Consider the following 21,651-nt stretch of genomic DNA (forward strand, 5'->3'; position numbering starts at 1 on the left):
CGGTCCTCCGCATTGTCTCCGACTCGTGATCGTCCGACCGGATGATGACCAACACCCTGGGTAGTCTTTGCTGGTGCGTGCCCGACCTGAGCTGCTTCACCTGCCTCTCGTGTGCGTGCTGGTACCGGCGGTCCTCATCCGGGTCGCCGCGGTGCTGGGGTATCCGGCGCCGATGTGGTTCGGTGACTCGCCGGAGTATCTGGAGTCGGCGATCGAGGGGCGGCCAGGGGAGACGCGCCCGTCCGGGTACTCGCTGCTGCTGTGGCTCCTCAAACCGTTCCACAGCCTGACGGTCGTGGTGTCGGTGCAGCATGTCCTCGGTCTGCTGACCGGTGTGCTCGTGTACGTGCTGGTGTGGCGGGCCGCCCGGGACGTCGTGCGCCCCTGGGCGGCGGGGGTGCTGGGGGCGGCGCTGACGGTCCCCGTGCTGCTTCCCGTCCATCAGGTCGCCCTTGAGCACATGCTCATGTCGGACTCGCTGTTCACGTTCCTGCTGCTCGCGGCGGTGGCGGCCGTCCTGTGGCGGCGGCGCATGACGTGGTGGCTGGGGGCGCTGGCGGGGGTGTTCGCGGCGGGCACGTCGCTCACCAGGTCGGCGGGGCTGCCGCTGATCGCGGTGATCCTGGTCGCCATGCTGCTGCGGCGGGCGGGCTGGCGGGCGTGCGCCGGTGCGGTGGCGGCCTTCGTGCTTCCGATCGTCGGGTACATGTTCGCGTTCCAGCACGTGTACGGCGAGTTCGCGATGGCCAGGGCCGGAAACATCTGGCTGTACGGGCGCACCGCCGACTTCGCCGACTGCCGGGTCATCGAGCCGCGGCCGGAGCTCGCGGTGATGTGTCCCGAGCACACCGACCCCCGCATCTCGCCGGCGTTCGCGTCCCTGTGGACGAAGGACTCCCCGTTCCGTGACCTGCCCGGCTGGATCTACGGGGAGCGGTCCGACCGGCTCGCGGGCGAGTTCGCGCGGGAGGCCATCACGGAGCAGCCCGCCGACTACGCGCGGGTGGTCGTCCGTGACACGCTCCGGGCGTTCGAGTGGGAGCGCAGCCCGTACCCGACGCCGTGGACGTGGCTGCAGTACGAGTTCCCCGAGGGCGCGTCCTGGAGCGACGAGCAGGACGAGCTCGCAGCGAGGTACGACCCCGAGGGTGAAACGAGGGTCGTCGATCCGTGGGCCGGAATCGTGCTCGGTTACCAGGATCGCGTGGTCATGCCGGGCACCGTGCTCGGTCTGCTGCTGCTCGGCGGGCTGGCCGGAGCGTTGCCGTATGCCCGGTTCCGCGGCCGGTGGACGCCGATGCGGCCCGTCCGGCACTGGGCGACCGGTGCGCTGCTGCCGTGGGGGACGAGCCTCGCGCTCCTCGTCATCCCCGCCGCGACGGCCGACTTCGACTACCGGTACGTCCTGCCCGCCGTCCCCTTCGCCTGCGTCGCCCTCGCGCTGGCAGTGCTCCCGCCGCGCCGCGACGGCGCCGAGGCGGAGGCGCCCGCGGAGCCGGAGAGCGTGCCCGCCGGGTCCGGTTAGCGTCCCGTCCTGCGGCGTGGCTCGGTGCGCAACTCGGTGAGCATCTTCTCCCACAGCCCGGCGATGGCCGCGACGTCGAAACGCTCGGCGGAGGCGAGGGCGTTGCGGGCCATCCGGTGCCGCAGGTCCTCGTCGTCGATCAGCCGGATCAGCGTCTCGGCGAACGCGTCGACGTCCGCCGGCGGGACGAGGAACCCGTCATGGCCGTCGTTGATGATCTCGCGGGGGCCGCGCGGGCAGTCGAAGCCCACGACGGGCAGCCCGCACGCGAACGCCTCGATGATCGTCATGCCGAACGGCTCGGCGCGCGACGACATGGCCAGGATGGACGCCTTGGCCAGCTCGCCCTCCATGTCGTCGGTCGGCTCCATGAGCAGGACGTTGTTGTAGAGCCCGAGCCGGGTGGCCTTGCGGAGCAGCTCCTCGCGCCGCACCCCCTGCCCGTAGATCCGCAGCCGCCACTCCGGATGCTTCTCCACGACCTTCGCGAAGGCGCCGATCAGCAGGTCGTAACCCTTGATCCACACCATCCGGCCCGCGGCGACGACGACCTTGTTCTCCTGCCGGGACCGCGGATACACCTGGTCCGGCAGGCCGTTCCCGATGGTGTAGACGGGGCACGACCCGTTCGGGAGCGTGGCCTCGTAGTCTTCGCGGTCGGCCACCGTCAGGCAGGTGAGGGCGTCCAGGCGCGGGTACCACTCCTTGATCTCCGCCAGGATGCCGGGCTGGTGGATTCCGAGCTGCAGGTGCTCCTGCCCGATGACGACGACCCGGCCGGGGGCGTACCGCGCCGCCGCCAGGTTGAGCCCGGCGCGGGTGGTGACCAGCACGTTCGTGCGGAGCCGCTTCATGAAGCGGGTGATCCGCACGTCGGTCCAGGCGGAGAACTTGTTGTAGCAGCGCTCCTCCGGGTGGACCATCCGGGTCGGCTCCGCCATGAGGCGTTCGGCGCGGGCGGTGTTCGGCCACGGCACCTTCGCGTCCGGGCGCAGGTCGACCAGGCTGCGCAGGCGGACGCGGTCCGACAGCGGGAGGACGGGCCGGTCGGCGTTCCGCAGCACGCTCACGACCTCGACGTCGTGGCGGCGGGCGAGTTCGCCCGCGAGGGTGAAGGTGGTCCGCACGGTGCCGTCGACGTCGAACGCGTCCAGCAGCATGAACGTGATCTTCATCCGGTCTCCTCGGGCACGAGGTGACTCGCGATCGACAGCTCGTCCTTCCCCGTGTAGTACGGCCGCACCGACATCTGCCGCTCACCGGCGGGGACGAGCTGCCGGGGGAAGGACACCTTGCCCCGCTTGCCCGGCGCGTCGTCCAGCCGGGTCGCGAGGCGGGCGTGGACGTCGCCGGCGTCGAGCCACAGGTCCCAGAGGGCGGGCTCCTCCGCGGCGAACGCGTCCACCGGCAGGCAGACGCGGAACTCCGTCCCGTCGAGCCGCGCGTCCCGCGTCACGGTGCGGCGCGTCTCGCGGGCGACGGCGGTCAGCCGCGCCCCCTCGCCGGGACGCGGGCCCGCGTAGGCGAGCCGCCCCTCGACCCTGATCTCGCCCTCGCCCGGGTACACCGCCTCGACCTCGGCGTGCGGGGACACCCGCCGGACGCGGAGGGACACATACCCCTCCGAGGAGCGGACGACCCGGACCGCGCGGTCCCGGGGCAGCCCGGCGTAGGCGCGCATCTCGTCGAACGAGAAGCAGGGGTCGTCGGTCAGCAGCGGGACGTCCGTCCTGTCCGCCATGAGCCGCACGTGCCATTTGCCGGGGTCGAGTTCGCCGACGGCGAGCGCGGCCGAGGTGCGGTCGCCGCCGACCGGCTCCTCCACCGTGCCGCCGGACGCGCGGTGCCGCAGGACGATCCGCCGGCCGTCCGGCAGGGGAGCCGGCCACCGGATCAGGAGGCGGTCGTCAACGCCCACCCTGCAATGGTTCGCCACCGCGTCCACGGCCGGTACAGCCTCCCTCAAGTCGTATTTGCAGGCGCGAAGCCTACCAATCGCCCCGCGGTTCCCCGCCGCCGAAACGGCCCCCCGGCCTCAGTCGGCCGTACCGAAAACGCGGTCGACGGTGCGGGCGGCGGCGCTTCCGTCGTCGAGGGGGCAGAAGCGGTCGACGAATTCCTTGTAGCGGGTCGCGTGGCCGGCGGTCGCCGACTCGACGTCGCGGATCGCGTCGATCAGGTCGTCGGACGTCTCGACCAGCGGCCCGGGGGACTCGGCCTCGAAGTCGAAGTAGAAGCCGCGGAGCCGGTCCCGGTAGTCGGCGAGGTCGTAGGTGAAGAACAGCATGGGGCGGCCGGTGTTGGCGTAGTCGAACATCACCGACGAGTAGTCGCTGATCATCATGTCGGAGATCAGGTACAGCTCGGTGATGTCGGGGTACAGCGACACGTCCCGGACGAAGCCGTGCTCGTCCTCAGGGACGCCGTCCACGACGTTGGTGTGCAGGCGGACGAGCAGGACGTGGTCGTCGCCGAGGGCCTCGCGGGCGCGCTCCAGGTCGAGCCGCATGTCGAACCGGTAGCGGCCGCGGCTGTAGTACTGGTCGTCGCGCCAGGTCGGCGCGTACAGCACGACGCGCTTGCCTTCGGGGATGCCGAGCCGGGCCTTCACCTGCGCGGCGACCGCGCCGGCGTCGGGGCTGTGCAGCAGGTCGTTGCGCGGGTAGCCGACCTCCAGCATCTCGCCCTTGAACGCGAACGCGCGGCGGAAGATCTCCGTGCTGAACGGGTTCGGCGACAGCAGGTGGCTCCACTCGGGGACGGCCGGGCCGGCGGACTTCGACTGCAGCGCCTTCTTCATGCCGGGCGTGTAGGCGAAGTGCACCTCCTTGATGTCCTTGCCGATCTTCTTCAGCGGGGTGCCGTGCCACGTCTGCAGGACGACCTGGTCGGGGTGGCGCTGGAAGTCGTCGCCGAGCCGGTGGTTCGTCACGATGTAGCGGGACGTGGCGAGCGCCTCGTGCCACTCCTTGCCGTTCAGCCGGACGGCCCGCAGCGTGTCCGGCAGCTCCACCTGCGCGTCGTTGACGACCCACAGCTGCTCCAGGCCGGAGTCCCGCCGCAGCAGCTCCTGGTGGATCGCCTTGGGGCTGTCGGAGAACTGGCGGCCGCTGAAGGTGGAGAACAGGACGGCGTCGCGCAGCCCGTCGCGCTCGACGCGGCGGCGGGCCTCCTCGCGGTGCTTCGGGCCGGCGCTCTTCTCCTCGGCCGAGACGTCGCCGGCCACCGACACGACCAGCCGCCCGTCGCGGCCCTCCAGGTCGTAGCCGCGCCGCGCCACCTCCAGCGGCTCCGGCAGGTTCTTCGCCGCGGGGCCGGACAGCCGGACGGTCAGCGCCCGCCCGGATCCCGCGCCGCCCGGCGGGCGGAACAGCACGTCCCAGCGGCCCGGGCGCAGCGGCAGCACGCCCGCGACGCTCGGCACGGCCGCGACCGGGATCTCCGCGCGCAGGACGCCGGACGACGCGTCGGCGACGAGGTCGAACGCGAACTCCTTGCGGCGGGCCCGCCCGCGCAGCACGATCTGCCCCGCGTCGTGGGCGGTGTGCGTCGCGGTCAGCGTCAGCGTGCCGTCGGGCCGCCAGGTGCAGTCGTCCACGACCAGCCGGGTCGTGGTGCGCCGGACGCGCAGGTAGCCGCCCGGGCCGCGGCCGGCGGTGACCTCCAGCGGGCCGAACGCGCGGTCGATGTCGTCGACGCCCTCGGCGAGCACCAGCGGGCGTCCGCCGGCGAAGACCGTCCAGTCGCGGGTGTCGTCGATGCGCTCCGGCGGGATCGGCGACCCTTCGAGAGCGGACGGGTCGACGCGGGCGGTGCGGCCGTCTCCGGTGGAGGTGACCGGGACCGGGACGCGGTCGTCGCCGAGCGACAGGACGAGCTCGTCCGGCGCCTCGCCGGCGGACTGCAGCTCGATGACGAGCGCGTCGCCGTCCCAGCGCAGGGCGGTCGCCTTCGTGGCGACCTTCTCGACCTTGATGACGAGGTGGCGGTCCTCGATCCGGGGCACCACGCGGACGTCGTCGGCGACGTAGTGGTACGGCGGGTGGGCGCCGGTGCCGGAGCTGCCGCCGCGCAGCGGCCCCTGCCGGAACACGCCCGCGTTGAACACCGACGCCTGGACGTCCCAGTCGCCCTCGACCCACGTGCCGTGGTCGCGCAGCCGCCCCACGTCGAAGGTGAACTCGAACCCCGACCAGCCGGACTTCTTCCCCGGCTTCGGAGTCTGCTTGGCCTTCGCCACGATCTTCCGCTTGCCGGACCGCAGCGTCATCGTCTTCACCGACGTCCAGCGGCGCCGCATGCTGACCGAGTTGATGTACGCCTCGCCGGTGACGGTGAGCATGTCGCCGTCCCAGCTCACCGCGTGGACGCGGCCCCGCATCTTGACCTCGCCGCGCGCCCGGTAGATGTCGCGGGGGATGTCGAGCGAGGAGTCCTTCCAGTACGGGTACACGACGTACCGGCGCAGCGGGTCGCGGACGATCGACGGCGACGCCTTGCCCCGCTCGTACCGGACGACCTTCACCAGCTCCGTCGTGTGCCCGGTGGTGGCGAGGTGCCACTTCAGGCGGGTCAGCGCGGACGTGCCGGCGAGCACCTTCGCGGAGATCCCGGACGCGTAGGCGGCGGCCTGCGCGACGACCTGGTCGCGCTCCTCGGCGGGGACGTCCGGCAGCGCGTCCAGGAACACCCGCAGCTCGTCGTTGACGGCGAGCAGCTGCAGCCGCCGGCGGGACCGGTGGTGCCCGTTGTCCTCCAGCCACGTCGTGGCGAGCGTGACGGCGCCGAACCCGTCCGCGATCTCCTGCGCCTCCGTCGTCGGCGGGAACAGCCGGGCGTGGCGGTGCAGCACGACGTCGGCCAGCACGTCGACCGCGGTGGCCCGGTGCAGCGCCTGGACCGTGGCGGGCAGGTCGTCGTAGCGGCCGATGTCGGGGAACTCCAGCTCGTGCGCCGTCCAGAAGGAGCGCCGGAAGAGCTTGCCGGACACGCGGCGGTCGGCGATCAGCTCCGGGGTGCGGCCGAGGTCGGTGCCCGTGACCGGTTCGGCCGGCTGCCTGGACGGCCGCCACTGGGCCACCTGGCCCGTCCAGCGGCGCACGGCCGCGCGCCCCGCCGCGATGTCCGACCCGGACGCGTCCAGCGAGGCCAGCAGGGCCGCGGCCGCGCCGGGCGGCAGCTCGTCGCCGCCGTTGACGAACAGGAGGAAGTCGCCGTCGCTCTCCCGCACGCCCAGGTTGCGCGCCGCGCCGCGGCTCAGGGCGCCTTTCCGGACGATCCGGAACCGGCCGTCGGGCACGACGGCCTCGGCGGTGACGCCGGTGCCGTCGTCCATGACGAGCACGTCCAGATCGGTGTGCGTCTGTGCCGCGAGCGACGCGAGGGTGTCGGGCAGCGACTCGCCGGCTCCGTGCGCGAGCACGATGACGCTGATCCGGGTGACGGTCAAGCGACCCACTCCTTTGATCACTTGGCCGGCCCGGCTGCTGCGCCGGGTCGGGGGGATGGCGTGTTGCGCGGCGGGCGCCCTGGGGGACGGGCGCGGCGGGGGGACGCCGGATCTCTGGGCGGGATGTTACTGCCCGTCGCCGGGCGCCGTGGGCTACTGCGGCGGGTTCGGGACCTTCTCGCCGAGGAACATCCGGCGGACGGCGCGCTCGGCCGCGTGCCCGTCGTCCCAGGGGCAGAAGCGCGCCTTGAAGTTCGCGAGGTCCTTGGCGGCGGCGTCGCTCCAGGCGGCCCGGGACACGAACGCCTCGACCAGCTCGTCCTCCGTGGTGGCGACGACGCCGGGCGGGGTGGCGGTCAGGTCGAAGTTGACGCCGCGGGTGAGCTTGTAGGTCTCCCAGTCGTTCGCGTAGATCACGATCGGCTTGCCGAGGTTGGCGTAGTCGAACATGATCGACGAGTAGTCGGTGAGCAGCGCGTCGGAGGCGATGGCGAGGTCCTCCACCGACGGGTGGCGGGACACGTCGATGACCCGGCCCTCCGGCCAGCCCATGTCCGCCGCCAGGTTCGCGATCTTGTAGTAGTAGTGCGCCCGCAGCAGCAGGACGTGGTCGTCGCCGAGCTGGTCCATGACCCGGCCGATGTCGAACATCGGGCTGTAGCGGCGCTGGTAGTCGCGGTGCGTCGGCGCGTACAGGATCGCGGTGGCGCCCGCCGGGACGCCGAACTCGGCGCGCAGCGCGGTCCGCTGCTCCTCGTCGCCGATCGCGTTCACCAGCCGGTCGTTGCGCGGGTAGCCGATCTCCAGCATCTCGTAGTCGCAGGGGAAGCCGCGCTCCCACGCCTCGGTCGACAGCGGGTTGGACGACAGCAGGTAGTCCCAGCGGTCCGAGCGCGTGATGAGGGCCTTGAAGTCCATGTCGTTGGCGCCGACCGGGTAGTCCATCTGGTCGAGGCCCATCTTCTTCAGCGGGGTGCCGTGCTGCGTCATCATGTGCACCTGCCCCGGCCGCTTCACGTACTCGTCGGGGAAGTTGACGTTGTTGACGAAGTACTTCGCGCGGGCCAGCGTCCGGTAGTAGTCGGCGGACCCGAACACGACGTAGTCCACGCCCTCCGGCATGGTCTTGCGCCCGCCCGGTTTCACGACCCACACCGGGCGGATGTGCGGGGCCAGCTCCCGGACCTTCTCGTAGATCGCCGCCGGGTTGCAGGCGTAGCCGCGGAACCAGTAGGCCGCGAACACGGCGAGGTTCTCGTCGATCGGCAGCCGCCGCTGCATCCGGTAGTAGGGGCGCTCCTTGGCCAGGTCCTTCGACAGCCGCACGCCGCGCCGCCCGGCCCGGGTGATCTTGTGGCCCTTCCGGCGCGCCTTGTGCTTGGCCTCCTGCGCGCGCACCCGCTGGAAGCCCCGGTAGTCGTTCGCCTTGATCATCCGGTGCTTGTCGGCGAGGAACGGCTTGTCCTCCGGGTCCGGCGGCTCGTGCCCCTCCGGCTCGTACTTGGCGTACGTCTTCGACATCTCGGCGAAGAACCGCTCGTTGTCGGCGTCGTGGACGCGGTCGCCGCGCTCGATGATGACGAGCAGGTGCCAGATCGTCCGGTCGAACATCAGCGGCCGGAACGGGTCGGCCTTGGAGCCCAGCCGGTCCATGAAGTCGAAGACGCGGTCGTACTGCGCGAACGCGTCGAAGTGCTTGGCGCCGGTCGTCCGGGTGATGGCCCCGCGGCGGCGCTGCCGGTAGATGTAGCAGACCCGGTCCAGCAGGCTCAGCCGCTCGGCCGCCATGAGGATCGGGTAGGTGACGTTGAGGTCCTCGTAGTAGCCGCCGCTGAACCGCAGATCCTGTTCGAGCAGGAACTCCCGGCGGATCGCCTTGTTCCACGCCGTCATCATCATCTCGAGGACGCTCGGGCGCTCCTCCAGCGTGAACACGTCCGGCGCGGGCGGCTCGCGGAACAGGTGGTTGATGACGCTGCGCTTGACGCGGCCGTTCCAGTAGGCGCGGGCGTAGTCGAAGAGCAGGACGTCGGGGCGGGTCTCCTCGAGCCGGTCGATGATGGCCCGGACCGCGCCCTCCGTCGCGTAGTCGTCGCTGTCGAAGAACCAGACGTAGTCGCCGGTCGCCATGTCGAGTCCGACGTTGCGGGCGTGCCCGAGCCCGACGTTCTCCTCGAGGTGGCGCACCCGGACGCGCGAGTCGCGCTCGGCGAACTCGTCGAGGATCTCCCCGCAGCCGTCCGGCGACCGGTCGTCGACCGCGATGACCTCCAGGTTGGGGAGGTCGGGGTCGAGGATCGAGTCCAGGCACTGCCGGATGTACCCCTGCACTTTGTGCACGGGCACGATGACGCTCAAGGAGATGCCGCTATCGCTGCTCACACGTAGGCCAATCAGCTACTCGGTGAATCCGGACCATACCCACAAGTGGTAGGTAAATCTTATGTCCTGCCATGCGACGGCTTGAGCAGCCATCGGGCCTTGGGCTCGACGGCCCAGTGGGTGAGCCGTTCGACGGGCGCGGTCGCGAGGACGACGCCGAGCGCGGCGGCCGCCAGGGTCACCCCGACCAGGCCGAGCGGGGTGTGCAGGACGGGTTCGGCCAGGACGCCGGTGTAGTCGAACGTCTTCACGATGAGCCCGTGGAGCAGGTACACGTACAGGGACCGGGCGCCCATCCGCGTGTACCAGCCGTGCCCCCGCGGGATGACCGCGAGGAAGGCGGCGCCGAGGAACACGGCGAAGGCCAGCGCCGCGAGGCGGTAGCCCGACCCCAGGAGGGCCCCGAAGCCCATGTCCTCGTAGCCCTTGTTCCAGAGGATGAACCCGCGGTCCATCCGCGGGACGACGACGCCCTTCTCCCAGACGTAGGCGACGGGGAGCGCCGCGGCGAGCACGGTGAGGCCGGCCCACCGCGCCCAGGAGCGGCGCAGCCACTGGACGTGCCGGGGCTGGATCGTCAGGCCCAGCACGAAGACCGGGAGCAGCCCAGCGGTGCGGCTGAGCGTCGAGTCGGCGGTGAACGCCCAGCACCCGGCGGCGAGGCTGAGCGCCACCGAGATCAGCACGGGGTGGCGGAGGTGCCCCCAGAGCGGGGCGCTCAGCCGCCAGAACACCATGGCGACCAGGAACCACATGAGGAAATGCGGCCGGAAAAGTTCGCGCAAGCTGAAACTGACGTCGTTGATGAGGATCAGCTGCGCCCGATAAAGCAGGATGAAAATTACGTACGGGACGATCAGCGTGGGGAAAATGCTGCGGAACTTCTCGGTCGATCGCATGAACCCGCGCGAGAAGTAGCCGGCGATGAAGACGAAGACCGGCATGTGGAAGCCGTACAGCACCACGTACGCCGCCCGCGCGGCGACGCTGTCCCCGTACTCCGCCCAGACGTGCCCCACGACCACCAGGGCCGCGGTGAAGAACTTGGCGTTGTCGAAGAAGGCGTCCCGCTGCCGCGGCGCCGCCGGCTTTCCGGGCCCGGTGGCGCGGGGCGCGTCCAGCACCGCGGTCGCGGGTGCGGCGCCCCCGGCCAGGGGGCTCCCCGGCACGGCGCCGGGCGCGGCGACGTCCGGCGCGGTGACGTCGGGGGCGGTGGCGGCCGGCGCGGCGGCGTCCGGCAGGGGGCCGGACGCGGGGGGACGCGGCGGAGGGATGGTGTCGGTCATGTCTCCGAGAGCTTCATTCCGTAGGTGACAGCCGTTCACGTGGAGGCACGGGCGACTCTAGCCCCCGATGGGGGGAGATGTGGCCAGATGTGCGACTTTGCCGTGCTAGCGCCGCCCGGCCGGGCGGCGCAGCGGGGTGAACACCCATGTCAGCTTGGGCTCCAGCGCCCAGCTCATCGTCCGCACGACGAACTTCGAGCACAGGAACGTCCCGACCACGAGGGCGACGCAGGTCACGAGCGTGACGCCGAGCGGGTTGTGCATCCAGTCGATGCCCCACCAGCCGGTGAAGTTCATCAGCCGGGTGACGAACCCGTGCAGCAGGTAGGCGTACAGCGTCGCGGCGCCCAGCCCGGTGAACCAGTACCGCTTGCGGGGGATCTGGGTGAGGAACGCCGCCACGAGGATGATCGCGCACGCGAACATCGCGAGCCGCATCAGCGAGCCGGTGAAGTTGCCGACGTTGAACGCGTCGTGGGGGTGCTTCCAGTAGACCCAGCCCCGCGACATGCGGTCCATGACGAAGAACGAGGCGGCCAGCCCGATGGCGAGCACGACCGCCCCGATCGGGCGCGCGACCGGCTTCTTCAGCAGCTCGAAGTGCTGCGGCTTCAGGGTGAGGCCGAGGACGTAGAACGGCAGCAGCCCGATCACCCGGTGGATGTCGAACGTTCCACCGAGGTCGCTCATGTACGACAGCAGCGAGAAGCCCAGCGCCACGGCGAGCGGCCAGCGGATCTGCTGCCAGACCGGGGTGGACAGCCGCCACATGAACAGCGCGCACAGGAACCACGTCAGGTAGTACGGGTTCAGCAGGCTGATCTCGAGGGCGTTGCGGCCCGCCAGCCAGTCGTAGATGGAGTAGGCGAACTCGAACACCACGTACGGCACGCCGACGTTGGTGATGAGCTTGCGCGCCTTGCCGCCGGCGAACGTCCAGTTCCGCGAGAAGTAGCCGGTGATCACGATGAACAGCGGCATGTGGAACATGTAGATGAACAGGTACAGCCCCTGGGCCAGCGGGACGTCCTGCAGGTAGGCCAGGGAGTGGCCCACCACCACCAGGAGGATCGCGAAGTACTTGGCGTTGTCGAAGAACGGGTCGCGCTCCTTGCGCGGCCGGGGCGGTTCCGCGGTCTCCTCCCGCGGGGCGGGCGCCGCCGGGGCGAGCGCCTCCGGCGCCGGGACCGTCGGATCAGCGGACAGCGGCCGGCCGTCGCGCGGCGCGGTGTCGGCCCCCGAGTGCCTGGTGGTGTACGTCATAGGCTGCCGGCCTAGGTCTCCTTGCAGATGTCGTCGTTCGCGCGGATCTCGCCCTGCTGCTTCGGAATGCCGCCCCCGGCGCTCTTCAGGTTCGTCCAGTCGCGCCCGATGACCAGGTCGACGATGCCCGGGGTGCCGCCGCTGCGCGCGGTCGGCTGCGGCCTGCTCGGGATGAGCGCGGCCAGCGTCTTGGAGTGCTGGTCGGCCCCCGAACCGTACAGGACCCTCGTGGTCGTGGTGAGGGAAGGCGCGTTTCCGCCGACGGTGACCTGGAAGCCCTGCGACTCCAGGTCGTCGGCGACGCGGCTCGCCTGGCCGTCGATGCCGCTGCCGTTGAAGACCCGCACCCGGACCTGGTTCGGCGGGATCTGCTGCGTGCCGGCCTTCGGCTTCTCGGGCACGGTCTTGTCGTTGCGGACGGCGGCGAAGAAGGACTGGGCGTTGGCGCTCAGCGCGACGCGGTTGGGGTCCAGCGGGTCGGGGCCGGACGGGACGGTGACGAAGCGCAGCTTGCCGGAGCTGACGCCCTGCATCTCCTGGGCGATGTCCATCATGACCTGCGGCGTCAGCTCGTTGTCGGTGGTGAGCGACTTCGTCGCCGCGTTCATCAGGGCGAGGAGCTTCTTGGGGTTGCTGACCACGCCCGCGCTCAGCGCCTTGTTGGCGAGCGCGCCCATGAACTTCTGCTGCCGCTTGATGCGGTCGAGGTCGGAGCCGTCGCCGAGCCCGTGCCGGACGCGCACGTAGGCCAGCGCGGTCTCGCCCTTGATGTTGTGCTTGCCCGCGCTGAGCCGGAGCTTCGACTGGGGGTCGTTGACGGCCTTCGGCAGGCACACCGGGACCCCGCCGATCGCGTTCGTGATCGACTTGAACCCGTTGAAGTCGACCTGCATGAAGTGGTCGACGCGGATGTTGGAGATGCTCTCGATCGTCTTGATGACGCAGGCGGCGCCGCCCTTGGTGAACGCCGAGTTGATCTGGGCGCGCTCCTCCGCCGGGTACACCTGGCCGCTCTCGCCCTTGCAGGACGGCATCCGGATCATGAGGTCGCGCGGGAAGCTGATGCCCATCGCCTGGCCGCCGCCGGGGGACAGGTGCAGCAGGATCATCGTGTCCGAGCGGGGCGGGTCGCTCTTCATCCGGCGGCCGTACTTGGCGTTGGCGCCCGTGCGGGTGTCGGAGCCGAGCAGCAGGATGTTCAGCGCCTTGTTCAGCTTCTTCGGCCGGTCGGGGCCGAGCTGCGCGTTGACGTCCTGGTGCGAGATGTTCCCGAACGCCTGGCGGTACAGGCCGTAGGCGGTGAGGGACCCCACGACCATGAGCACCGACATTCCGATGCACACCCAGCCGAGGATGCGCCAGCCGCGTCGAGGCGCCGGCTGCGGGTCGGCGTCGTCGACGTACTCCATGTACATCGGGTTGCTGTTCATGGGCTCCGTGGTCCCGGGGTAGGCAGATCCGGGGGCCGGGTCGCGCTCCGCGAGCGGCGGCCCGTGTTTCCGGTGTCGGGTACTGGACGGTCGGTACTGGTCCTGGACGGTCGGGTACTGGACGAGGGCAAGGAGAGCGTAGTCAGGTGAGCCGGCGCGGGTGCCCGGATTCGTCATTCCATCCGGGCAGACCGGCCACCACCGTGACATGCTCCATGGTCAGGCGACGATCTAGCGTAGCTTTGTCAAAGTTTCGTTGGATTATGACGGAAGCACCCGAGATTAGTGGTGCGACCAGCCCGGTCAGCACGCCGTCGAGTGTGGCGAACGACATGTCAACCAGAAGCCGGTCCCGCGCGTCCAGCTCCCATTTCTCGACCGCCGCGCGGCCTGCGGCGACGAGCTCCGCACCGCTGAGTGTGGCCTTTGTCACAGTGATCGCGGGCATCTCAGGAGTGACCTCCGCATCCGGTGCGAACCGGTCGGCATAGCTGCGGACCTCCGCGGAGTAGTCGGTCACGCCCGGCGGGCAGTCGGCGAGCGGGCCGCCCAGGGCGTGCAGCGACAGCCCGACGATCTCCTCGGCCCCGCCCGCCAGCACCTCGTCGGTGAGCACGTCGTCCAGCACCTCCTGCGCCGCCGCAAGGATGTACGGCTCGCCCGCCCCCGCCGGTTCGGCGCGCCCCGGGGCGCTGCCCCCTGATGCGGCGTGCCCGCGGAACGCTCCCGGGTCGACCGGCTCGGCCACGACCCCGGCGGACCAGCAGGCCATCAGCCAGACGGCGGTCTGCCAGTGCGGCGGCAGGACGAGCACGGCCCGCGTGCCCGGCTCGGCGGCCAGCCCGTCCACGAGGAAGTTCGCGGTCTTCGCCACCCAGTTGTCGAACGTCCGCGCGGACAGCTCGACGCGTTCGCCGCTCGCGTCGTCGTAGAAGGTCACCAGCGGGCTGGACGGGTCGTCCGCCAGCCGCCGCCGCAGCAGCTCCGCGGGCCCGCCCGCGTTCCCGGCGTGTGCGCTCATGGGGCGAGGGTATGCCGGAGTGATCGCCGGGACGTCATCACCCTGCCGGGACCGCTACGCTCCGCACGGGTGGAGGAGTCGACGGACGGGCGCGGGGCGGGGACATTGGACGCTGGTCGGCTGCTCGTTCGCATGACCGTGCTCCCCACGCTGCTCCTCGTGGCATGGCTGGCGGTCTCGCTGCCGCTGCTGGCGGCGGGCGCGCTCCGCCCGCTCCCGGCACTCGCGCTGTTCGTGCCCGTCGCCGCTCTCGTGCTGTGGCTCGGCCTGCGGTCCGCCGGGCCGGACGGCGGCGGCGCGCCCGAGCGGGGGTCGCTGCCGGGGCGGGGGCCGGTGCCGTGGTGGCCGGTCATCGCCGTCCTCGGCGTCGCGGCGGCGTTCCTGGCGCTCCAGATCGTCATGAGCGCGGAGCAGATCATCGTCCGCCGCGACCCCGCCTCCTACGTGCAGTTCGCGACGTGGCTGGCCGGGCACGGATCGCTGCCGATCCCGCCGGCGGAGCACGCGTTCGGCGGCCCCGACGCCGCCCTGGACTACCAGAGCCCCGCCTTCTACCAGGAGGGCGGGGCGGTCGTCCCGCAGTTCATGGCGGGGCTGCCGCTGGTGCTCACGCTCGGCGGCTGGGCGGGCGGCACCCACGGCATCCTGCTGGCGGCGCCGCTGCTCGGCGCCTGCTGCGTGCTGGCGTTCGCCGGTCTGGTCGCCCGCCTCGTCGGGCCCCGCTGGGCGCCGGCCGGCGCGCTGCTCCTCGCGCTGACGCTGCCGATGCTCTACGTCTCCCGCAACACGTTCAGCGAGCCGCCCGCGATCGTCCTGCTGCTGGGCGGGCTGGCGCTGCTGCACGACTCCCGGCGCGCGGAGGGGCGCCGCGCCGCGCAGAAGGCGTTCCTGGCGGGGCTGGCGCTCGGGCTGATCGTCCTCGTCCGCATCGACGGCCTGCGCGACGTGCTGCCGGTCCTCGTCTTCGCCGGGCTCCTGGTGGCGCTCGGGCGGCGGACCGGCTGGTGGCTCGGCGGCGGGCTGCTCCTCGGCGCCGGTGCCGGGCTCGCCGAGGGCTTCGGCCTCTCCCGGCCGTACCTGACCTACCTGGAGGCGTCCCTCAAGCCGCTGCTGGCCATCACGGCCGTGATCGCCGCGGCGACGGCCGTGATGGTGGCGGCGCTGCGCTGGGAGCGGACGGGCCCGCGGGTGCGGCGCGCCGCCGCCGCGGTCGCGCGGGGCAGGCTGCCGGGCGCCGCCGCCGTCCTGACCGTGCTGGTCCTGCTGGGGTTCGCGGTCCGGCCGCTGGTGCAGACCGTCCGCCGTCCCCCGGCCACGGAGGACGACGAGATGAACGTCCGGTTCATCGAGACGATCCAGCGCATCCAGGACCTCCCCGTGGACGGCACCCGGCAGTACTCCGAGCTGTCCCTGCACTGGGTCGCCTGGTACATCGGCCCGCCCGCGCTGCTCTTGGCGGCGCTCGGCGCGGCGCTGCTGGTGCGGCGGCTGCTGCGCGGCCGGTCCACCGAGTGGCTGCTGCCCTACGCGATGGTCGTCTGGACGACGACGCAGGTGCTGCTCCGGCCGGGCATCACGCCCGACCACCCGTGGGCGTCCCGGCGGCTGATCGGGCTCGCCATCCCCGGGCTGCTGCTGTTCACCGTGTTCGCCGCGGCCTGGACGTTCCGGCGCGTCCGCCGCCTCGGCTACTCGCCGCGCGCGATGCGGGCGGGGGCGGTCACCGGCGTCGCGCTGCTGCTGGTGCCGGTCGTCCTGACGTCCGGCGGGTACCTCGTGACGCGGACGGAGCGGCACGAGGTGGCCGCCGTCGAGCGGATGTGCGGCGCGCTGCGGCCGGACGCCTCGGTCGTGGTCGTCGAGCACTCCACCGCCGACCGGTTCCTCCAGGTCGTCCGGGGCATGTGCGGGCGGCCCGCCGCGCGCACCGCCGCGGGCGCCACGCCCGCCGACGTGCGCCGCGTCATCGGCAAGGTGCACGACGCGGGCCGCCGCCCCGTCATCATGGCGGCGAAGCCGGAGCAGGTCGCGCCCTACGGGCGGCCGTCCCGGATCCTGCGGCTCGACACGCGGCAGGACGGCCGCACCCTCACCGAGCCGCCCGGCGGGACGTGGGGGCTGGCCATGGAGGTCTGGATCGCCGAACCCGGCCGGTCCTGAGGAGCGGCCGGACGCTCAGGTGCAGGGGGCCGCTCCGCGGCTTCGGGCGGCTCCGGCGCGCCCGGGCGAGTATCCTCGCGCTGCGTGAGCACCCAGTCTGCCGAGACCCAGCCCGCCGAGGCGATGGCCAAGCCCGCTCCCGAGGCCCCGCCCGCGCCGGCGGCCGCGTCCCCGGTCACGCCGCCCGCGCCCGGACCCGTGAACGCGCCGGTGCGCGCGCCGGAGGCGGCACCGGACGCGGCCGAGCCCGCGTCCCACCCGGTCCACGTCACGATCGTGCTGCCCTGCTACAACGAGCAGGACCACGTGATCGACGAGGTCGAGCGCATCTGCGCGGCGATGGACGCGAGCGGCAAGAGCTACGAGCTGCTGGCCGTCGACGACTGCTCGACCGACGCGACGCTCGCCCGGCTGGAGGAGGCCGCGCCCCGCTTCCCGAACATGCGGGTCATCGCGTTCCAGCACAACAGCGGCTCGGGCACCGTGCGGCGCATCGGCTCCCAGCAGGCCCGCGGGGACATCGTCGTGTGGACGGACGCCGACATGTCCTACCCCAACGAGCGGATCCCCGAGCTGGTGGATCTGCTCGACACCGACCCGTCCATCGACCAGGTCGTGGGGGCGCGCAAGAGCGAGGAGGGCTCGCACAAGGCGCTGCGGGTGCCCGCCAAATGGTTCATCCGCAAGGTCGCCGAGCGACTCACCAACTCCAGGATCCCCGACCTGAACTCGGGGCTGCGCGCGTTCCGCCGCGAGGTGTCGCTGCCGTACCTGCGGCTGCTGCCGCCCGGGTTCTCCTGCGTCACGACGATCACGATCGCGTTCCTGTCGAACCAGCACCCGGTCCACTACATGCCGATCGACTACGCCAAGCGGGCCGGGAAGTCGAAGTTCCACTTCACGAAGGACGCCTACCGCTACATCCTGCAGGTGCTGCGGATGGTGATGTACTTCAACCCGCTCAAGGTGCTGATGCCGCCCGCGCTGTGGCTGATCCTGATCGGGCTGGGCAAGGGCGTGTACGACATGATCGCGCACTTCGGGTACTTCGCGAACAACACCATCATGATCTTCGTGACGGGGCTGATCATCGCGTCGCTGGCGCTGCTGGCCGACCTGATCGTCCGATCACGGGGCGACGTGTAGGGCATGGGGACGTCCAGCGGCGCGCCCGGCGGCCTCAGGATCGCCATCGTCGGACCCGCGTTCCCGTACAAGGGCGGCGGCGCGCACCACACCACCGAGCTGGCGCACCGGCTGGCGGCGGCGGGCCACGACGTGGTCATCGAGTCGTGGCGCGCCCAGTACCCCGGGTTCCTCTACCCGGGGCAGCAGACGATCTCCGATCCGGAGGGCGAGCCGTTCCCCGGCACCCGGCGGCGGCTCGACTGGCGCCGCCCGGACGGCTGGTGGCGCACCGGCCGCGGCCTGCGCTCGTACGACCTGGTGGTCCTGGCGGTGCTGAGCCCGGTCCAGGTGCCGTCCTACCTGGGGATCCTCGCGGGCCTGCGGCGCGGCGCGCGGACGGTGGCGCTCTGCCACAACGTCCTGCCGCACGAGCGCAAGCCCTACGACGAGCCGCTGATGAAACGCCTGCTGCGCAGGGTCGGCGGCGTCCTCGTCCACTCCGATGAGCAGGCGCGGCTCGCGGAGGGGCTCACCGAGCGTCCCGTCCGGGTCGCCGAGATGCCCGCGCACCTCCCGGTGGCCGCCGCGGTCGCGCCGGGCGACGTGAAGGTGCGGCGCCGGCTCCTGTTCTTCGGGATCGTCCGCCCGTACAAGGGCCTGGACGTCCTGCTCCACGCCCTCGCCAAGGGCCCCGGCGACGTGGGGCTGACCGTCGCGGGGGAGTTCTGGGGCGGGCTGGACGAGACGCGCGAGCTGATCCGCTCGCTCGACCTCGCCTCAAGGGTCGAGCTGCGACCGGGTTACGTGCCGGCCGCCGACGTCCCGGGGCTGTTCACCGCCGCCGACGCGCTCGTCCTGCCGTACCGGACGGCCACCGCGTCGCAGAACGTGTGGATGGCCTACGAGCACGGCCTGCCGGTCATCGCCACCGACGTCGGCGGCTTCGCCGGCCAGGTCCGCGACGGCGTCGACGGACTGATCTGCGAACCCGGCGACGCGGCGTCCCTCGCCGACGCGCTCGGCCGCTTCTACGCGCCGGGGGAGCCGGAGCGGCTGCGCTCCGGCGTCCGGCCGGTCGACCACGCCCCGGTGTGGGCCGAGTACCTGGACATGCTCACGGGGGACGCCCTCACCGGGGACGCGCTCACAGGTGGGGCTCGATGACCTTCAGCAGGGCGCGCTTGGGCTTCGCGCCGACGATCTGCTCCACGACCTCGCCGTTCTTGTAGAGCAGCAGCGTCGGCAGGCCCATCACCCCGTACTTGTTCGGGGTCTCGGGGTTCGCGTCGTAGTCCAGCTTCGCGATCTTGAGCTTGCCGTCCTGCTCCGCGGCGATCTGGTCGAGGACGGGGGCGACCATCCGGCAGGGTCCGCACCAGTCGGCCCAGAAGTCGACGAGTACAGGGGTGTCGCTGCCGAGGACCTCGTCCGCGAAGGTCGCGTCGGTCACGGTGATCGGGGCCGTCACGGTCCCTCCTTCGTAGGGTGCGTACCCCTCACAAGCTCCTTGGACGGCGGTTCATTCCCGGGGGCCGGCGTCGTCCGCCCGAGCAGCAGCGCGGCCCCGGCGACGAGCAGGTCGGCGGCGGTCAGCAGCACCCGGGACGCGATCGCGACCACGACCGGCGCGCCCGCCGGCAGCGCCGGGGTCAGCACCACGGTCAGCGCGGCCTCCCGCGCCCCGATGCCGCCCGGCGCGATGAAGACGAGGAACCCGGCGACGAACGCCAGCGCGTACGCGCCCGTCGCGAGGAACGGCAGGCCCTTGCCGTCGCCGCCGACGGCGTTGCACAGCAGCCAGGTGTGCACGCCGAACAGGATCCAGCCGAGGACCGTCCAGCCGATGGCGCGCAGCGTCACGGCCAGGCTCACCGGACGCTCCAGCGGCGGCCGCCGGATGACCTTGAGCATCAGCCCCAGGGACCAGCTCACGATCCGCGGGTGGAGCAGGATCAGCAGCAGCGGTGCCAGCAGGAACAGGTACCAGTACTGCTCGCGCGCCGCCACCGACGTGAGCGGCAGCGTCACCGCCGCGACGGCCAGCCCGCACGCCGTGGACGTCGCGACCGCGAGCATCGTCGACCCGAAGCTGCGCTCGGGCGGCACGTCGTGCTCCCGCGTCATCTCGATCTGCGTCACCAGCGCCCAGACCTTGCCCGGCACGTACTTGCCGAGCTGCGAGATCGCGGAGATCCGGAAGATGGCGCGCACGGGCAGCGGCGAGCCGAGGCCGCCGAGGAACTCCCGCCACCCCAGCATCCAGACGAAGAGCCCCGCCAGCCCCGCGGCCAGCGCCGCGGCCAGCACCACCCACGACATCTGGCGGAACGCGTGCACCGCCTCGTCCCACTGTGAGGCCACGCTGTAGGCGCAGAACGCGAGCGCGAGCAGCACAAGGAGAACCCGCAGCACGCGCACGGCGACGACCTTCATCTTCACGCGCCCAGCGTAGGCGAACGTGGCCGCGCGGCCGCCCGCGCGGCCTAGAGTTGGGGACGATGAAGCTCTCGGATGTGGTCGCCTTCATGGGCCACCAGGTACACGTGTGCCGGTACCGCGAGGCGGGGACGCTCCTCGGCTGGATGGGGCGGGACCTGCGCGGCCGGCGCGTCCTCGACGTCGCCGGCGGCGACGGCTACTGGGCCGGCCGGGCCCGCAGGCGCGGCGCCGACGCCGTCTCGATCGACCTCGCCCGCGGCAAGATGGAGTACGGGCGCACGCTCGCCCACGCGCCCGCGCTGATCGAGTGCGACGCGCTGCGCCTCCCGTTCGCGGACGGCTCGTTCGACGCGGTCCTGTCGGTCTGCGCGATCGAGCACTTCGACGACGGCGGCAGGTCGCTGGACGAGATGGCGCGCGTCCTCAAGCCCGGCGGTGAGGTATTCATGTCCGCCGACGTGCTGAGCCGCGCCGACACCTGGCCGAAGCTGCGCGACGCGCACAAGGCCAAGTACCACGTCCAGCACACCTACACCCACGACAGCCTCCGCAAGCTGATGGACGAGCGCGGCCTCGACCTGGTCAAGCACAGCTACCAGTTCCGCACGCCCGCCACGGAGCGCCTCTACCTCTCGCTTTCCACCTACGGCGGCAAGGTCGGCTTCAACGCGGCCGCCCCGCTGACGCCGCTCGTCGCCCTCGCCGACCGCAAGGCCCCGAACGAGCGCGGCAGCATCGTTCTCATCCACGCGCGCAAAAGGTAGTTGCCGGGGGTGTGGGGGTCGTCCCCCACAGATAGTGCTGCAGCGGATCGGCATCCCTTGCCGAACCTGTGAATGAGGTGCCGCGCGAGGGGCACCTCCGGGCGTAGGCTCGGACGGTAAAGGGTGATCTACGCCACCGCGGATGGGGGAGAGACCGTGGCGCCTCGGATTCTGCTCGACGCGACCGCCGTGCCGGCCGACCGCGGCGGGCTCGGACGGTACGTTGACGGGCTGCTGTGCGCCCTGCACGCGCAGGGCGCCGACCTGGCGGTCGTCTGCCAGCGGGCGGACGAGAAACGCTACGGGGGCCTCGTCCCCGGGGCGCGCGTCGTCGCCGGCCCGGCGGGGCTGTCGCACCGCGCCACCCGCCTCGCGTGGGAGCAGTCCGGTCTCCCGCACGTCGCCGAGCGCGTCGGCGCGGACGTCCTCCACCTGCCGACCTACACGATTCCGGTCAGCCTGGCGCTGCCGACGGTGGTGACGATCCACGACGTGACGCTGTTCGCCGAGCCGGAGCCGCACGACCCTGTCCGCACCAGCTACGTCAAGTCGGCGACCCGCACCGCCGCGCGCCGCGCCACCCGGCTGATCGCCCCGTCCCGGGCGACGCGGGACGAGCTGGTCCGCGTCCTCGGCGCCGACCCGGCGGGCATCGACGTCGCCTACCACGGCGTCGACCAGCAGGTGTTCCACCGGCCGTCCGAGGCCGAGGTGAAGCAGGTCTCCGACCGGCTCGGCCTGCACGGCCACCCCTACGTCGCGTACCTGGGCGCGCTGGAGCCGCGCAAGAACGTCCCGAACCTG

16 protein-coding genes are annotated in these 21,651 nt (G+C 71.9%); 6 read left to right on the top strand and 10 right to left on the bottom strand.

Going from position 1 to position 21,651, the window contains the following annotated elements:
• The first annotated feature begins 73 nt into the window (after positions 1-73).
• Complete coding sequence (locus IEZ03_RS10410) at positions 74-1,525, top strand: hypothetical protein (RefSeq protein WP_184888760.1); 1,452 nt, start codon at positions 74-76, stop codon at positions 1,523-1,525.
• Here IEZ03_RS10410 and IEZ03_RS10415 read toward each other — a convergent pair.
• From IEZ03_RS10415 to IEZ03_RS10450, 8 genes are all read right to left on the bottom strand, one after another.
• A complete protein-coding gene (locus IEZ03_RS10415; protein ID WP_184888758.1) occupies positions 1,522-2,700 on the bottom strand; it encodes a glycosyltransferase family 4 protein in 1,179 nt (392 codons plus the stop codon). The two genes, IEZ03_RS10410 and IEZ03_RS10415, sit on opposite strands and share 4 nt — an antisense overlap.
• Positions 2,697-3,443 carry a hypothetical protein gene (locus IEZ03_RS10420; RefSeq protein ID WP_184888756.1) on the bottom strand — a complete coding sequence of 249 codons (747 nt, stop codon included), beginning with the start codon at positions 3,441-3,443 and terminating at the stop codon, positions 2,697-2,699. Before IEZ03_RS10420 ends, IEZ03_RS10415 begins: the two co-directional genes overlap by 4 nt.
• A 117-nt stretch (positions 3,444-3,560) precedes the next feature.
• Positions 3,561-6,974 carry a CDP-glycerol:glycerophosphate glycerophosphotransferase gene (locus IEZ03_RS10425; RefSeq protein WP_189241182.1) on the bottom strand — a complete coding sequence of 1,138 codons (3,414 nt, stop codon included), beginning with the start codon at positions 6,972-6,974 and terminating at the stop codon, positions 3,561-3,563.
• 153 nt (positions 6,975-7,127) lie between these two features.
• Positions 7,128-9,356 carry a bifunctional glycosyltransferase/CDP-glycerol:glycerophosphate glycerophosphotransferase gene (locus tag IEZ03_RS10430; protein ID WP_229808189.1) on the bottom strand — a complete coding sequence of 743 codons (2,229 nt, stop codon included), beginning with the start codon at positions 9,354-9,356 and terminating at the stop codon, positions 7,128-7,130.
• 59 nt (positions 9,357-9,415) lie between these two features.
• Positions 9,416-10,642 carry an acyltransferase family protein gene (locus IEZ03_RS10435; RefSeq protein WP_184888752.1) on the bottom strand — a complete coding sequence of 409 codons (1,227 nt, stop codon included), beginning with the start codon at positions 10,640-10,642 and terminating at the stop codon, positions 9,416-9,418.
• A 105-nt stretch (positions 10,643-10,747) separates the two neighbouring features.
• Entirely contained in the window at positions 10,748-11,905 is a 1,158-nt protein-coding gene (locus IEZ03_RS10440; RefSeq protein ID WP_184888750.1) for an acyltransferase family protein, read from the bottom strand.
• A gap of 11 nt (positions 11,906-11,916) precedes the next feature.
• Positions 11,917-13,335, bottom strand: coding sequence for an LCP family protein (locus IEZ03_RS10445; protein ID WP_184888748.1), 1,419 nt, complete (start codon positions 13,333-13,335; stop codon positions 11,917-11,919).
• Between the two features lie 142 nt (positions 13,336-13,477).
• Entirely contained in the window at positions 13,478-14,356 is an 879-nt protein-coding gene (locus IEZ03_RS10450; RefSeq protein WP_184888746.1) for a TIGR03089 family protein, read from the bottom strand.
• A gap of 132 nt (positions 14,357-14,488) precedes the next feature.
• Between IEZ03_RS10450 and IEZ03_RS10455 the strand changes: the two genes are divergently transcribed.
• The 3 genes from IEZ03_RS10455 to IEZ03_RS10465 all read left to right on the top strand — a co-directional run bounded on the left by IEZ03_RS10455 (position 14,489) and on the right by IEZ03_RS10465 (position 18,808).
• Entirely contained in the window at positions 14,489-16,516 is a 2,028-nt protein-coding gene (locus IEZ03_RS10455) for a hypothetical protein (protein WP_229808190.1), read from the top strand.
• A gap of 123 nt (positions 16,517-16,639) precedes the next feature.
• Positions 16,640-17,662, top strand: coding sequence for a glycosyltransferase family 2 protein (locus tag IEZ03_RS10460; RefSeq protein WP_184890919.1), 1,023 nt, complete (start codon positions 16,640-16,642; stop codon positions 17,660-17,662).
• A 3-nt stretch (positions 17,663-17,665) separates the two neighbouring features.
• Positions 17,666-18,808: a glycosyltransferase family 4 protein gene (locus tag IEZ03_RS10465; protein ID WP_184888744.1), complete on the top strand. Its 1,143-nt coding sequence runs from the start codon at positions 17,666-17,668 to the stop codon at positions 18,806-18,808.
• Here IEZ03_RS10465 and trxA read toward each other — a convergent pair.
• Together trxA and IEZ03_RS10475 are read right to left on the bottom strand one after the other, a co-directional pair.
• Positions 18,789-19,112 (bottom strand): thioredoxin, encoded by a 324-nt coding sequence (gene trxA / locus IEZ03_RS10470; RefSeq protein ID WP_131977386.1) that lies wholly within the window; start codon positions 19,110-19,112, stop codon positions 18,789-18,791. The genes IEZ03_RS10465 and trxA overlap by 20 nt on opposite strands.
• On the bottom strand, positions 19,109-20,077 hold the full coding sequence (locus tag IEZ03_RS10475) for a lysylphosphatidylglycerol synthase transmembrane domain-containing protein (protein WP_221481723.1): 969 nt from the start codon (positions 20,075-20,077) through the stop codon (positions 19,109-19,111). The genes trxA and IEZ03_RS10475 overlap by 4 nt, the downstream gene beginning before the upstream one ends.
• A 65-nt stretch (positions 20,078-20,142) precedes the next feature.
• Here IEZ03_RS10475 and IEZ03_RS10480 point away from each other — a divergent pair, with 65 nt between their 5' ends.
• A complete protein-coding gene (locus tag IEZ03_RS10480; protein WP_184888742.1) occupies positions 20,143-20,847 on the top strand; it encodes a class I SAM-dependent methyltransferase in 705 nt (234 codons plus the stop codon).
• A 156-nt stretch (positions 20,848-21,003) separates the two neighbouring features.
• Positions 21,004-21,651, top strand: a 648-nt coding sequence (locus tag IEZ03_RS37730) for a glycosyltransferase (RefSeq protein ID WP_229808192.1), incomplete at its 3' end; no start/stop codon positions are given.

The organism is Actinomadura livida, assembly GCF_014648675.1.
Classification (GTDB): Bacteria; Actinomycetota; Actinomycetes; order Streptosporangiales; family Streptosporangiaceae; genus Spirillospora; species Spirillospora livida.